The sequence below is a fragment of the Paenibacillus sp. FSL R7-0210 genome, assembly GCF_038009085.1.
GTDB lineage: Bacteria > Bacillota > Bacilli > Paenibacillales > Paenibacillaceae > Paenibacillus_AQ > Paenibacillus_AQ silagei.
In genome coordinates this window covers 3,464,356-3,479,939 of record NZ_JBBPAR010000001.1, presented here as the reverse complement: position 1 = coordinate 3,479,939, position 15,584 = coordinate 3,464,356, and the positions used below count along the sequence as shown (strand labels likewise).

The window sequence follows — 15,584 nt, the reverse complement described above, 5'->3', positions numbered from 1 at the left end:
TAGGGCCATTGATTAAGGCTATACTCACTCTGCCTTGCTCACAACTGTACAAGCTAAGTAGAGCAGCGATTCTCCTGATAATGGAGGGTCGCTGCTCTGCTATGTGGGCCGAATGTATGCGGAAAACCGAACACATTGGGCGGTGCGAGTGCGTATGGGCCGAATGTAAGCAAAAAACCGAACACAATGGGCGTGGGCGAAGGTAGATAGCGAAAAGTAAAGCATTATTGGGGGGTATACAAGATAGAAACAGCCTTGGCAAGGGTTTTGCCATGCCTCTAACTAGGATTAGTTGGAAATTATCCACGTGTTAAGGAACGGAGGAGCGCTAGCCAGAGAGCAGATGGAAAAACAGCACTTAATCTGAAGCGGAACATTCAAAGTGGAGGGAATCCTTGAATTTAAATGACGTTTATCCAACTATTTCCTTCAGATGCTGCGAATGATCACAATTAAGATACTTTTTTCCAACTATATAGATTGAACTAAAAACTTAAGTTAAGGGAAAAGTGGCGGAGGGGAATTTTGGAACTGGAGGAGCGGTAGCGACCGCCTTTGTATTTGGATTTCTACCGCTAAGAGCGGTTCTAATCAGGAAATTTAAATACAACAGCGGCCGGAAGTCCAAAACTTCTCTGGAGTCACGGCAATCCCAAAACATAAAAACCATTAGTTCAATTTATATAATTATTAATGTTGCTTGGAAGCCAGACGCTCACGGTAGGCGCGGGGGGAGAAGCCGGTCAGCTGGCGGAACTGGCGGCAGAAATGCTCGACATTGGCGTAGCCGCAGAGGGCGGCGATCTCGGCGATTTTATGCTGGCCGAAGCCCAGCTTCTCCTTGGCCAGCCGAATCCGGCATTGGATGACATCCTCCATGCAGGAGATGCCGAAGGCGGATTTGTAGATGGTCTGGAGGTAGCCGGTGCTGATGTGCAGATACCCGGCCATCGAGGATACAGTCCAAGGGTGGCCCGGATTGCTGTACAGCGTCTTGCGCAGCTCCAGCAGATTATAATACTGCGGCGTCAGCTTGTCCTGGGACGCTTCGGACAGCTTGTTGAACAAGAGGCGGAACAGGTAGTCAATGGACAGCTCCCGGTAATCGTTCTGGAACGAGTTCTCCAGCGTCAGCAGCTGGAACAGCTGATGGCAATACCCGGGATCGGGCAGGGAGAACGGGCTGCCCAGCGGCAGGACGCTTTCGGTGATATACGATTCATCCGCATCGAAACGCACCCAGTCGTTGACATACTTCCGGGAACAGGCACGGTAATAGATGTTGCGCCCTGGAGGATACAAAGCGACAGAGTGAGCGGGAAATTCCTTCAATTCACCGTCCACTTCGAACACCGCCGGAGTCTGGGTCAGGACAAGAAGCCAGGCGTCCAGTCCTTCGGGGATACTGTAGACGAAATTGGCCGGATGTGCGGCATCGTATTCCACGTAATGAATTGTGGGCATGGGCTTCTCCTTTCTGCGGATAGATCAATTAATGGTCAGTAAATATCATTGTTAGAATTTCGGTGAATCTCTATAATTTATAGTGGATATAGGAGTGAATTCTAAGGTTAACCGAACAGTGCGTGATTATTATTATTAGTAATTATCAATATGAAGGAAGGTTATGAATCCATGATACCACAACAAAACGAGGATCGGAAAGATATCCTTTGCTATACAAGACTGCCGCAGGAGGATATCGTGTATGCATCGAAGCTGGCTTATAGTATGCACCTGGCTTACAAGACGGAGAGGGGCCAGTATCAGGCATTGAATCATAACTCGGGTGTCCTGTTCGCCAAGGCGACGGAGAATGAGGATGGGACGCTCCGGGCCAAAAGCCTGAAGCAGCCGTATCTCTTCTACTTGGCAGACGGGAATTTCGGCGTCCTCGCCGTGCGCACCGAGGCTGACGGGGAAGCAGATGAACAAAGCAAGGGCAAGGTATTGCTGTTCTCCTCTCCCGATCTGCTGCAATACAGCGAGATTGGACTGCTGGAGCTTAAGGCAGACACTCATGTAAGCGATGTCTCCTGTACCTACGACCCGGAGCGGAACGGTTACCTGATCCAATGGATAGACGGGCAGGGTCAGGGCTACGAGAATTTCACTGCCGACATCATGAGCCTTACGAATGTCTCAGCACCGGTGGAGGCGGAGCCGTTCACGCTGGAAGCAGTGCAGACTGATATCGAGGGAATCCAGCCGCGTAATAGGATCGCTGTCTCCCCTGAGATAGCCCGTAGACTCTTCTGTAAGCTTACGGTACCGGAGAACATTGCTGTCGTAGTACCGGACCGTGTGAATGCGGCATCGGTGGAGGATGTGAAGGCGGTTCGGGCAACGGCCCTATATAGTGATGGAACGCAGGCTGTCAAAAAAGTCCATTGGAACACGGATGCCATCAACTGGGACAAGGCCGGAACCTACAGCATCACCGGTGAGATCCATCAGGATCACTTTCCATTCCCGGTTGCACTTAACCGTGCGGACCCTTGCATTGCAGAGTGGAGGGGGAAATATTATTTCATTGCGACTAATGATGCGGATAAGGAACATACGTTGTATATGAGGGAAGCCGATACGATTCCCGGGCTGGTGACAGCCGAGGAAGCCCTGATCCTCGATTCTTCCACGTATGAAGAGATTGGCGGCCTGCTGTGGGCACCGGAACTCCATATCATTGAAGACGAGCTGTATATTTTCCATGCCGCCACACCAGGAGAGTTCTTCCATGAGGAATCGCATGTGATGAAGCTGAATTCGGGCGGGAATCCCATGAATGCTGCGGACTGGTCCAGGCCCCGCCGGGTAGTGAAGAAGGACGGCAGCTATCTGTGCGAAGCGGGCAAGACGATCTCTCTGGATATGACGGTCATCCGCTGGAATGGTAAGCTCTATGCGGCATGGTCGGAGCGCCAATTCCTGCCGGTGGATCTTGGAGCCTGGGTCTATATCGCCACGATTGACCCGCAGGAGCCGTGGAGGCTGACGAGTGATCCGGTGCTGTTGACCCGGCCGGATTACGGCTGGGCCAATAACCATACGTTCGTGGATGAAGGTCCGTTTGCTCTGTATACCGATGATAAGCTGTACGTGACTTTTGCCAGTGCAGCGGTGGATGCTACTTATGTTGTCGGTCTGCTGACCGCAGACAAGGGGGTAGATTTGCTGGATATCCAGAGCTGGACCAAGGGCAATTATCCGCTGCTGACCTCCAGAAGCGTACCGGGAGAATACGGGCCGGGCCATAATTCCTATGTGACGGACGAGGACGGGGTCATCTGGAACGCCTACCACGCCAGACCGGGAATCGAGGGACCGCGCAGCTCCGGCCTGCGCCGTGTGCATTTTGACATTGATGGTGCTCCAGTTCTGGATCTTACCGAGGAGAAGGACCTGAATCCGGGCCTGAAGCAGGTATCCATGGAAGTCATCGTAGGCTAGACTACGGGCCCGCCTAACTCTATAATATTCCTTATCATCGGGGAATCCTTGACCGTTTACTTAGGCCGGGGATTCCCTTTGTTTCACGATCTTACCGGAGGAGTGGATGCTGAAGTGTACGGGATCATTATTGTCGATGATGAGCTGTTTGTCCGCAAGGGCCTGATCGGAATGATTGACTGGGAGGGCAGTGGATTCCGGATAGTGGATGAGGCGGACAACGGGGAAGATGCGCTGGAGCTGATCCGGGTCAAGCGGCCGCAGCTCGTAATCACCGATATCCGCATGCCGGTCCTGGATGGCATCGGGCTGATTGAGGCGGTGACCGCAGAGCAGCTTGGAACGGAATTTATCATTATCAGCGGATATAACGATTTCCGGTATGCCCAGCAGGCGGTCCGGTATGGCGTGCTGGACTATGTGCTGAAGCCGATTAATGAGCACGAAATTGTGAAAGCGCTTCATAAGTTCCGCGATTTATTCACTGCGCGCAAGCAGCTCCAGGACCGGCTGAGCATTCATGAGGGAGTGAAGCGGGTGGAGGCGCTGATCCGGGGGGAAGCGGCGGATGAAGTGCTTGACGCCTGGGAGCAGCAGTGGATAGAGGCGGGGTCCCGCCAGTTCACCTATGTGCTGCTGGAGGTGAACAATGTGTTCCCCTGGAGCGGGCAGTCCATGCCCGGGAAGGCGGAGCTGAAGGAGGCGATCCGGCAGGCGGTGCAGCAGTTCACAGCAGAGACGCCTATTATCTATGAGCACCGGAGGTTCTTCGGCTTCATTGTGCCGGAACATTATCTGGCGAACCATGAAGGGGAGCTGCGCAGCTTCCTGGAGGATTGTCTGAGCAAGCTCTATCAGCGTTATCCCTTGCAGGTTCAAGCGTATGCGGGCAGGCCGGTGAGCACGCTTCAGGAGCTGAAGCATTCGTATACCTCGGCCAAGCAGACTGTGGAGTACAAATATGTCCGGCCTGCCCAGCCGATTCTGCTGTCCTCTGATATTGCCGGTCTGTCCCTGAACTACATCCATGCCAGTAGTAGGGTGTTTCAGGCGCTGATTGAAGCGATTGAGGAGGGTAAGCACACGGAGATCATGGGCGGGATCGGTAAGCTGTTCGCAGAATTTCAGGAGAAGCTGGTCTCCCGGGAAGCGATGAAGGCCGTAGCCATTCAATGCGTCCATAGTGTGCTGCATACTATACGGAGCATGGAAGGGGATGAGAAGCAGCTGGCGAGCCTTGTCCCGATGATGAACTGGCCGGATCATAACATCACCCTTGCGGAGCTGAGGTCCTTGTTCGAAGCCTTTGCGCTGGAAGCGGCGGAGCGGATTCAAGAGCTGTACCAGAGCTACGGCAGCAGCGGGCTGTACCGGATCAAGTGCTATGTGGACCGGAACTTCCATGAGAACCTGAACCTCAAGCAGATCGCAGGCCAGTTCTTTATGAACTCAGCCTATCTTGGCCAGGTGTTCAAGAAGAATTACGGCATGTACTTCAATGACTATCTGCTCCAGCTGCGTATCACCGAGGCCAAGAAGCTGCTGCGGCAGACCGATCTGCGGATCTATGAAATCGCCGAGCAGGTCGGATTCAAGAATGCCGATTATTTCGTCACCCAGTTCGAGAAGCTGGAGCAGAGAACGCCTACAGAATATAGAAACCGGACGGGCAACCGTTAATGCCAGGAGGAGGCGCTGCATGAAGCTGCTGAATAATATCCGGCTCAGGAATAAAATGTTCCTCGTCTATTTCCTCGGGGTCATCGCTCCGATTATTCTCACGAATGTGATCTTCTACAACACGATTACCGGAAATGTGAAGGCGCAGCGGATCAAGGACATCGATCTGGCGGTGGAACAGATTAAGAATGAGTTCCGGCTGATGGTGGATCAGGCCGTGGGCTTGTCCTCTTTTTTCTATGCGGATTACAAGACCAATGAGGTGCTGGACCGTAACTTCACACAGACCGAAGACTATGTCGAGGCTTACGACCTCTATCTCAGGTCCACCCTGAACAACTATTCCCCGTTCTCTTCCTCGCTGCAAAACAAGACCATCTATGTGGATAACCCCACGCTGCTGAATTCTGGGAATATCGGGATTCTGTCCGCGGAGGTCCGGGAGAGTGTCTGGTATAAAGAGTGGATGCAGGAGGCCTCTTCCCAGCCGATGTTCGTCCGCACCCAGGATGCAGGCGGCCGGTTCCAGTCGTTCTCGCTGCTGCGGCGGATGGATTATTTCGCGGACCGGATGGTCAAGGAGAAGCTGGTGAAGATTGATTTTAAGACGATTGATCTGATGGAGGTCTTCGCCAATCTGAACGTGCAGGGGGATGTGTATCTGCTGGGGCCGGAGGGCCGGATTGAATATACGACGAACCGGGCCATAGACTGGCAGGGGAAGGACCGGCAGCTGTATGCCTCCCTGAAGCAGGAGCAACTCATTGATTTCGAGAAGGAATACGGCAGTATCAGCTATCTGTCCGGCTGGCGGATTGTCGGCACAGTGAATGAGAAGGAGATCATCAAGGAGGTGCTGAAATCCCGTTATTTCATCCTCTGGTCGGCCTGCCTGATGATGATTGTCCCCACCGTTATTATTCTGATCATTACCCGTTCGATCAACCTCCGGATTATTGAGATCCTGAAGCATATGAAAAAGGTGAAGACGCAGCAGTTCCAGATGATCATGCACGGGGAATCGCGCGATGAGATCGGCCAGCTGACCCTGGAGTTCAACAGTATGATTATGCAGATTAAGGCTCTGATTAACGATGTGTATCTTACAGAGATTCAGAAGAAGTCGCTGGAGCTGGAGCGGCGGAAGGCGCAGCTGAATGCTCTGCAGAGCCAGATTAACCCGCACTTCCTGTTCAATGCGTTGGAGACGATTCGGATGCGGAGCCTGCTGAAGCAGGAGAACGAGACGGCCAAAATCATCCAGAGCATGGCGATGATCCTGCGCAGCTCGCTGACCTGGAATAAGGAGTGGGTGAGCGTGGAGGAGGAGCTGGGCTTCATTCTTTGTTTTCTGGATATCCAGAAATACCGGTTCGAGGATAAGCTGAGCTATCATATCGATGTGCAGCCTGAGGCCTACGCCTGCGTTGTCCCCAAAATGGTGTTCCTGCCCTTCGTGGAGAACGCCAGTATTCATGGCATCGAGCCGCTCAAAAAAGGCGGAAGCATTAAGATCCGCATCAGCGTGGAGGGGGATGAGATGGTCTTCCAAGTGGCGGACAACGGGATTGGCATGAGCAGTGAGCAGGTTGACACTCTGTACGGATACCTCGACATGGAAGGGATTATCGGCGAGCGTATTGGAATACAGAATGTTATCTACAGAGTAACGATGCTGTATGGCAGGCGCGCAATCTTCCAGGTGGACAGCAGACCGGGTGAAGGGACACGGATTGAGCTTAGAATTCCAGTTAATCCATAGTTTTCAAAGGAGAAGCCATAATTTCACGGGTAACGGAGGAATGAAAACGCTTTTATACTAAAGAAGCACTAAACCATGAATATACAAGGGGGAGTACAGGCAATGGGTAAAAGCAAGAGAATATGGCTTCTCGCTCTGACGGCAGTCGTCTCATTATCCGTGGTGACGGCTTGCTCGGGGCCTAATAATGCCAAGAAGAATACGGGGACGACGGAGCCGACAAGCGCTGCCGCCACCACAGAGACCGAACCCAAGCAGGATAAGGTAACGTTCAAAATCTTCAACGGGGTGGCCGGCTCGAAGGACGGAAATACCAATGAGACGACCATCGGCAAGCTGCTGGAGGATCAGACCGGTGTCAATTTCAAGCTGGAATTCGTGGTGGGTGACCTCAATACCAAGATCGGAACCATGATTGCGGCCAACGATTACCCGGATGTGCTGATTCCCGATGCCGCTATAGAGGAAGTGCTGAATGCCGGTGCATTCATCCCGCTCGATGAGCTGATTGAGAAGTACGGTCCGAACATCCAGCGTGTGTATGGCAAGTCTCTGAATCAGATGCGCTCCAAGGACGGTAAAATCTATTTCCTGCCGATTGCCGCCCAGGTGAACGATTTCATTCCTGAGCCGGAAGCCGGTGCGGGGTTCTGGGTTCAGCGCCGCGTGCTGGAGGAAGCGGGTTATCCGAAGATCAAGACGCTGGATCAATATATAGAGCTGATTAAGAATTACCGCGACAAGCACAAGGATGAGAATCTGACGGGCATGGTCTCCCTTACACATGACTGGAGATTCTTCGCCACCTCCAACCCGCCGATGCATCTGATGGGCTATCCGAATGACGGTAACGTTACAGTGGATACGAACACCTGGGAAGCCAAGACCTATGCCGGTGCCGAGTCCACCAAAAAGTGGCTGAAGGCGCTGAATGACCTCAATGCTGCCGGTCTGTTCGATAAAGCCTCCTTCGTCGATAACTATGACCAGTATATCGCCAAATTAACCTCCCACAAGGTGCTCGGCTTCTTCGACTACCGCTGGCAGGTGGATAATGCGCTGAATGTGCTGAAGGACGCCGCCCGTAAAGATCCTTCCCTGGATGGCTTCAAGTACTTCCCGCTGCCGGTAACCTTCGAGGAAGGCACGCCGGATGCTTATCTTGATCCGCCTGGGGGCCTGGTAACAAACCGCGGAATCGGGATTACCGTCAGTGCCAAAGACCCGGTCCGCATCATCCAGTTCTTCGACAACATGCTGACCGAAGAGAACCAGACCCTGATGTCCTGGGGCATCAAAGGCGAGACGTATGAAGTGAATGAGAAGGGCCGCTACTACCGTACGCAGGAGCAGATCGACAAGATTGACGAGCCGTTCAGAGAGAGCTTCGGCTTCAAGTACTTCAGCTGGAACTGGCCGATGTACAACACCACCTCTACCCTGGCTGACGGGAATGCCAAGAATGTTGCCAGCCAGCCGGAGGTCTTCCAGATGACGCTGACCGACAAGGATAAGGCGATCTTAGAGAAATACGGCGTACAGACCTACAGCCAGCTGTTCGCTGAACCGGTTCCGCGTCCATACTTCCCGGCGTGGGGCTTCGCGAAGGAGCAGAATTCCCCGGAACAGCTCTGGGAAGCCAGCAAGGATGAAATGACGAAGAAATATTTCCCTAAGCTGGTGCTGACGACTCCCGATAAGTTCGAAGCAGTCTGGGAGGAATACATGAAGGAATTCGGCAAGCTCGATACTGCGGGTTATGAGAAATGGACCACTGAGCAAGTCAAAGCGAAGGTCGAACTGGCGAACCAATAGCCGCCGGAATCGGCGGGAAAGACCAGGGCTGTACCGAGATGCTGGTCTTTCCTGCTTGCCGCTTAGACACCCCGGTGCGCTGAAGGAGAGAGATACGGATGGATAAAAATACGGTACCCGCGTTATTCCGGCCAGCGGCGGATAAAGAGCCGGGCCGGATGAGGCAGTTTTTCAAAAAGCTGGGCCAGCAGCGGGCATTGGCAGTGATGTCAGTCCCTTTTCTAATCTGGCTGTTTGTATTCAAATACTTGCCGCTGTGGGGCTGGAGCATTGCCTTCCAGGATTATAAGCCGGCCAGGAAGTTCATGGAGCAGACCTGGATTGGCTTCGAGCATTTCAAATTTCTGTTCGGGGATGACCGCTTCCTCCGGGTGCTCCGCAATACGCTGGCGATGAGCTCGATCAACCTGTTCTTCGGCTTCGTCACCGCGATCACCCTGGCCTTGCTGCTTAATGAAATACGCAATATTGCCTTCAAGCGTGTAGTGCAGACTGTCAGTTATTTGCCGCATTTTATCTCTTGGGTCGTGGCGGCGAGCATCATTCAGACGACGCTGTCCCCGGATGGTACGATTAACCAGCTGCTGGTGGGTCTGGGCTTCCTTGACCGCGGCAATGAAATTCTGTTCCTGGGAATCCCGGAATACTTCTGGACCATCTTCGGAGCCAGCTCCGTCTGGAAGGATATCGGCTGGAACACCATCGTCTACCTGGCCGCTATGACCACAATTGATCCCACGCAGTATGAAGCAGCGGAGATTGACGGCGCGAACCGGTTCAAGAAAATGATCTATGTCACGCTTCCGGGCATCAAGTCTGTTGTGATTGTCCTGCTCATTATGAATATCGGCTATCTGCTGGAATCGGGATTCGAGCCGCAGTACCTGCTGGGCAACGGCATGAATGTGGATTATTCCGAGAACATTGATATATTCGTACTGAAATACGGAATTGCCCAGAGTAATTTCTCCCTGTCCATCGCAGCGGGAATGTTCAAGACGGTCGTCAGCTTCATCCTGTTGTTCATGGCGAATAATGCCGCGAAGCGCATGGGCGAAGCCAGGCTGTATTAATAAAGGAGGCGCAGGCATGGAGACCGCAGCTGTCCATAAGAAAAAACGCAAGCCCCCCATAAGCTCTTCCACCGGCGACCGCTTGTTTGTCATTTGCAACTACTGCTTCATGATCGCACTAATGATTGTTACCCTGTATCCGTTCGTGAATGTTCTTGCCGTATCGCTTAACAATGCGCAAGATTCCATTAAAGGCGGGATCTACCTTCTTCCCAGAGAATGGACGCTGGCGAATTACAATTATATTCTGAGAGAGGCCACAATTTTTCATGCGACCTTCATCTCGGTGCTGCGCACCGTAATCGGAACGGTAGTCACTGTCTTCTGCTCGGCCATGCTGGCCTACACGCTTAGCAGACAGGATTATGTGCTGCGCAAATTCATCACTGTAGCTTTTATCATGACGATGTACTTCAACGGCGGCCTGATTCCCAATTACCTGCTGATACGGGATATGGGACTGGTTGGCAGCTTCTGGGTCTACATTCTTCCGGGAATCATCGGGGTGTTCAACCTGATTATTATCCGTTCCTTCATTGAAAATCTGCCGGAGAGCATCATCGAATCGGCTAAGATTGACGGCGCGGGCGATTACCGGACCTTCTTCAGCATCATCCTGCCGCTTACGGTACCCGTGCTGGCTACGGTGGCGCTGTTCTCGGGGGTGTTCCAGTGGAACTCGTGGTTCGATGTCTTCCTCTATAACTCGTCTGATGCAAGTCTCAGTACCCTGCAATATGAGCTGCAGAAGATTCTGCAGAACTCCAATACCACCACCGGCACCTCGTCGCTGGACGGGATGATCCAGGGGGCAACGGGAGGCCAGCAGAATGCGGTCACTCCGATGTCCGTGCGGGCAACGATGACGATAGTAGCGTCCGTGCCGATTATTATGGTGTATCCGTTCCTGCAAAAGTATTTTGTCAAAGGCATGATGGTCGGCGGGGTCAAAGGTTAGGTTGTCTAATTGTATACAAGAGTTCTTCCTTACGGGGAATTATCTTAGAAGGATCGTATGCCGGATGTACAAGGCCTGCGGTCTTTTCTATGAGGATTGTATACATGGTTATAGCAAAATAAAGTATTTTCATTTAAAATGTCCATATGACATACAAGAAAGAGGAGGATGCTCATATGGAATATCATGTTGCATTGCGAGGGAGCGATCAGGCTCCCGGTACAGCGCAGTGGCCCTTTCGCTCCATCTCCCGCGCTGCGGCGCTGGCGGAGCCTGGAGATACGGTTACCGTTCAGGCGGGTACATACAGGGAATGGGTGAGCCCGGCTAACGGAGGAACAGAGGAACAGCGGATTGTCTATCAGGCTGCCGGGGATGGGGAGGTCATCATCACAGGTGCTGAGCCCGTGGCGGACTGGCAGGATGAAGGGGATGGTGTCTGGAGTACAGAGGTGCCGAACAGCCTGTTTGCTGTGCGCAATCCTTTTGAAGAAAAATTATACGGCGACTGGCTGTTCGAAGGGGCGTTTGAACCGCATCTGGGGGAGGTCTACCTGGACGGCAAATCGTTGTATGAATGTGACAGCGTTACCAAGCTGCGCGATCCTCAGGTATGGCCGCAGGCCAAGTACCCGGCGGACTCTCTGCTCCAGTGGTATGCAGAAGTAGGCTCGGCTTCCACCAGGATCTGGGCGACCTTTGGGGGCAAGGACCCCCGCAGCGAGAATGTAGAGATCAGTGTTCGTCCTTATTGCTTCTGGCCGGAGCAGACGGGACGGGGCTACATTACGGTCAGAGGCTTCACTCTCCGGCAGGCCTCTCCGCAGTGGGCTCCGCCAACGGCGTTGCAGGAAGGGCTGATCGGACCTCACTGGAGCAAGGGCTGGATCATTGAGGACAACCACATCTGCGAGTCCAAATGCACAGGGGTGAGCCTGGGCAAAGAAATCTCAACCGGGCATAACGAGTGGTCAAATGGCCGGATGAAGGGCGGGACGCAGCGGGAGCAGGAGGTTATTTTCCGCGCACTCCGCCAGGATTGGCATAAGGATAACATCGGAAGCCATATCGTCCGCAATAATGTGATTCATGATTGTGAGCAGGCGGGGGTCGTCGGCCATTTGGGCGGGGCCTTCAGCCAGATTGTCCAGAACCGCATTTATAATATTCATCATAAACGGATTTTCCACGGGGCAGAGGTAGGCGGAATCAAGCTCCATGCTTCACTGGATACCCAGATTTGCGAAAATGTCATCTACAGCTCCTACCGGGCGTTATGGCTGGACTGGCAGGCACAGGGCACCCGGATCAGCCGGAATGTGTTCTACGACAACCTGTCCGAGGATTTCTTCATGGAGGTGTGCCACGGTCCTTATATGGTGGATCACAACCTATTCCTGTCGCCGATGAACTTCCGCAATATGGCCCAGGGCGGCGCGTTCGTCCATAACCTGTTCGCCGGAAGATTCGTGGTGCGCCCCGAGCTTACCCGATATACACCGTACCATATGCCGCATGAGACAGCGGTTGCGGGCTACAGCAATATCGCGGGCGGGGATGACCGCTATTATAACAATATCTTCCTGCGTGATGAGGATACGGGCAATGAGGTAGTGCCGATGACCTTCTTCGAGCATCTGCCGCTTACCCCGAGAGAGCAGCTTAATGATAACGGTGAACGGGTGATGGACGGTATCCCGGATAATTCCCGCTGTTATCTGCATCCAGTTGGACTGGGCGGCTATGACGAGCATCCGAATGCGCTGCATAAGCAGTGGTGGGAATTGACCAAGGAAGAGATCAAGGCGATGATCGATTCCGGCAAGCCGTTCCATCCTGAACAGATGGCCCTTCCTGTAGCCATTCAAGGTAATCTTTATCTGAAAGATGCGGTGCCGGGTGCGCATGAGCCGAACGCGAAGGTCTATGCTGACAAAGGCATTGAGATTGAGGTTGATCCGGCTTCCGGCAAGGTGCAGGTGCATATTGTGAACCCTGAGCTGCTGCGTGCTGCCGCGCCGACCGTGGTCACCACGAATCTGCTGGGCCGAAGCTATCACGCCGAGATGCGTTACGAGGAGCCGGACGGCTCGGCGTACCGGTTCGACCGCGACTTCTTCGGTAAGCAGCGCCCGGACTCGAATGTGACGCCTGGACCGTTTGAATTATCCGATAATGCTGCAGTGAAAATAGTGCTGTAGAAGGTTATGGTTGAGAGCCTGTCCCTGGGGACAGGCTCTTGTGTTTTTTAAAGACATTTATGAGTTGCGGCTATCTGTGCGTAAATGCCCTCCCAATGAGGCGCGTGCCGAATGTAGGCGAAAAACCGACCACATTGTGCTCGGCGGGGATGCGTGGGAGGAATATGGTCGAAAAACCGACCACATTGGGCACGGCGTGGTTGCGTGGGCGGAATATGGTCGAAAAACTGACCACATTGGGCACTGCGGGGGTGCGCGAGCCCAATGTAGTCGAAAAACCGACCACATTGGGCACGGCGGGGGTGCGTGGGCGGAATATGGTCGAAAAACCGACCACAATGGAGACGCCGAGGGTGCGCGTGCCCAATGTAGTCGAAAAACCGACCACATTGGGCACGGCGGGGGTGCGTGGGCGGAATATGGTCGAAAAACTGACCACATTGGGCACGGCGTGGGTGCGTGGGCCCAATGTGGTCGAAAAACCGACCACAATCGGTGCGTCGAGGGTGTGAGGGCCAAATGTGGTTCAAAAACCGAACACAATCGGTGCCGCTGCGCTGAGGGATGGGCCCCGTCTCCGCAGCCCGTACCCTTTTAGAGAAATCCTGCAAGAAATGCAGCAATGCGGCCTAAGTCACAGTATACAATGAGGCATCAGCATCCTTCACCCGCAGGGTGAATTTGTTCTATACAGAGCAATGCAATAAATGATCCTAACAGATCTCTGCCTATAAAGGAAAAGTGGCCCTACGTATAATAGAAGAAGCGTGAATGATTAGAGTCAAAAGAATGGAGATGCGAAGATGACGGCGTTCAATGAAAAGTACATAGACACCCCGGAGAACTTCAACAACGTTCGTACCTTTTTGAGAAAAATGGTAACCTTGACTGGGAAGCTTCAGACCTGGGAATTTGTCAGATTCGAGTTCTGGAACCGGTACGAAGCGCCCAAAAGTGCAGACCCTAATTTCATGGAGAATAATGCACACCTATGGAAGAATGAAGCAGGTGAGATCACAGGCCTGTTCATTTCCGAATCCGGAGGCGGTTTCTTCAGCTTAATTGTTCATCCGGATTACCCGTATCTGGCGGACGAGATGGTCACATGGACCCGGAATGTATGGGGCGAGGGGAAAAAGAAGCTCAACACCGATTGCTATCCCTACGGTCTGGAGGTTCAGGCATTATTAGACCATGGTTTTGTGCAGGATTCCCATATCGGGAATACAAGAAGATACGATCTTGTGCATACTGAGTACACTTTGAACCTGGAAGAAGGCTTCTACATCCGGTGCATGGCGGAAGGGGCAGACGAAGAATCGAAGGGCGAGTTGATTGAACAGATCTTCTCTCCATCTGATTCCGGCCCAGTCAAGGTAGAGTACTGGAGAAAAACTCTGCCGTCCTATCTTGCGGAGCTTGATTTCTCTGTGGTTGATGATAAGGGCCGGCATATTGCCTTCTGTTTCGGGTTCGTGGATCAGGATAACGGGATTGCGGTCATAGAGACGATCGGGACCCACCCCGACTACCGGCAACGCGGATTCGGCAAGGCGGTTGTTACTGCCTGCTTCTTGCGGCTGAAGGAGCAAGGTGTGATAACTGCTTATATAACGGGTTTTTCTGCTGAGGCTAATGCTCTATATCAATCCCTGCAGCCGGTAGAGATTACTCCGATGCATTCGTATGTATACGAAGGTTAAATACAATCGGGACTGTCCAATGTAGGAGAAAGCAGAAGTCCTTCTATCCTACATATATTTTTTCTGCAACAGGTTTCTCAGCAGGATTCTACACTTAGTTTATTGAATAAACTAAGTGTAGAGGAATACATATAATCCAAGAGAGGAATGAGCAGCTTTGGACATGAACCATCAGAAGTATACAACACAAGCAGCGGGATATGATCAGGAGAGAGAAGGGATCGAGCGTGGTAAGATCACAATGATCGAATATCCCTCTGCCACAGTAGGCAACACCCGGAAGGCCAGAGTCTATACGCCGCCTGGATACTCTAGCACAGAGAAATATAGTGCTTTGTATCTGTTGCACGGCATTGGCGGAGATGAAGACGAATGGTACACTCACGGCACGCCGCAGATTATTCTGGACAACCTTAATGCCGATCACAAGCTGAAGCCCATGATTGTTGTATTGCCGAACGGGCGGGCGATGTTGAATGATAGGGCGGAGGGTGACATCTTCGCTCCTGACAAGTTGGAAGCCTTTGCAATCTTCGAGTCTGATCTGCTGAACGATCTGATCCCTTATATTGAAGCGAATTATTCTGTGCTGACGGACCGGGAGCACCGTGCGCTGGCCGGGTTGTCCATGGGCGGAGGACAATCGCTCAACATGGGTCTGAATAACCTGGACCGCTTCGCCTGGGTGGGAGCCTTCTCTGCGGCACCTAACACGAAGGAGCCTGAGCTGCTGGTACCCGACCCGCAGAAGGTAGCGGACGCGCTTAACCTGCTCTGGTTATCCTGCGGAGACCTCGACAGCCTCAAGTATGTCAGCGACCGCACCCATGCGTACTTCTCGGAACACAACGTACCGCATATCTGGGTGGAAGAGCAGGGCGACCATGACTGGCCGGTCTGGAAGAACGGCTTGTATCAGTTCTCGCAGCTTATTTTCTAAAT

Annotated in this window: 11 protein-coding genes; 10 read left to right on the top strand and 1 reads right to left on the bottom strand. The window is 52.8% G+C overall.

What is annotated here, in order from left to right:
• Positions 1 to 690: 690 nt before the first annotated feature.
• Entirely contained in the window at positions 691 to 1,464 is a 774-nt protein-coding gene (locus MKY64_RS15115; protein ID WP_340953944.1) for a helix-turn-helix transcriptional regulator, read from the bottom strand.
• Between the two features lie 171 nt (positions 1,465 to 1,635).
• Here MKY64_RS15115 and MKY64_RS15110 point away from each other — a divergent pair, with 171 nt between their 5' ends.
• From MKY64_RS15110 to MKY64_RS15065, 10 genes are all read left to right on the top strand, one after another.
• Entirely contained in the window at positions 1,636 to 3,450 is a 1,815-nt protein-coding gene (locus tag MKY64_RS15110) for a family 43 glycosylhydrolase (protein WP_340953942.1), read from the top strand.
• A gap of 78 nt (positions 3,451 to 3,528) precedes the next feature.
• Entirely contained in the window at positions 3,529 to 5,130 is a 1,602-nt protein-coding gene (locus tag MKY64_RS15105) for a response regulator (protein ID WP_155991399.1), read from the top strand.
• Positions 5,131 to 5,149: 19 nt separating this feature from the next.
• Positions 5,150 to 6,892, top strand: a complete 1,743-nt coding sequence (locus MKY64_RS15100) for a sensor histidine kinase (RefSeq protein WP_036724933.1) — start codon at positions 5,150 to 5,152, stop codon at positions 6,890 to 6,892.
• Between the two features lie 102 nt (positions 6,893 to 6,994).
• Complete coding sequence (locus MKY64_RS15095) at positions 6,995 to 8,707, top strand: ABC transporter substrate-binding protein (RefSeq protein WP_036724932.1); 1,713 nt, start codon at positions 6,995 to 6,997, stop codon at positions 8,705 to 8,707.
• A 158-nt stretch (positions 8,708 to 8,865) separates the two neighbouring features.
• The gene (locus MKY64_RS15090) at positions 8,866 to 9,780 is read left to right on the top strand and encodes an ABC transporter permease (RefSeq protein WP_235191873.1); all 915 of its coding nucleotides are present in this window, start codon (positions 8,866 to 8,868) and stop codon (positions 9,778 to 9,780) included.
• Positions 9,781 to 9,796: 16 nt separating this feature from the next.
• Positions 9,797 to 10,738, top strand: coding sequence for a carbohydrate ABC transporter permease (locus MKY64_RS15085; RefSeq protein WP_051477981.1), 942 nt, complete (start codon positions 9,797 to 9,799; stop codon positions 10,736 to 10,738).
• Between the two features lie 176 nt (positions 10,739 to 10,914).
• Positions 10,915 to 12,939: a right-handed parallel beta-helix repeat-containing protein gene (locus MKY64_RS15080; protein WP_340953936.1), complete on the top strand. Its 2,025-nt coding sequence runs from the start codon at positions 10,915 to 10,917 to the stop codon at positions 12,937 to 12,939.
• 164 nt (positions 12,940 to 13,103) lie between these two features.
• A complete protein-coding gene (locus MKY64_RS15075; protein ID WP_340953934.1) occupies positions 13,104 to 13,451 on the top strand; it encodes a hypothetical protein in 348 nt (115 codons plus the stop codon).
• A gap of 291 nt (positions 13,452 to 13,742) precedes the next feature.
• Entirely contained in the window at positions 13,743 to 14,642 is a 900-nt protein-coding gene (locus tag MKY64_RS15070) for a GNAT family N-acetyltransferase (protein ID WP_340953932.1), read from the top strand.
• 163 nt (positions 14,643 to 14,805) lie between these two features.
• Positions 14,806 to 15,582 (top strand): alpha/beta hydrolase, encoded by a 777-nt coding sequence (locus tag MKY64_RS15065; protein ID WP_340953930.1) that lies wholly within the window; start codon positions 14,806 to 14,808, stop codon positions 15,580 to 15,582.
• Positions 15,583 to 15,584 lie beyond the last annotated feature (2 nt).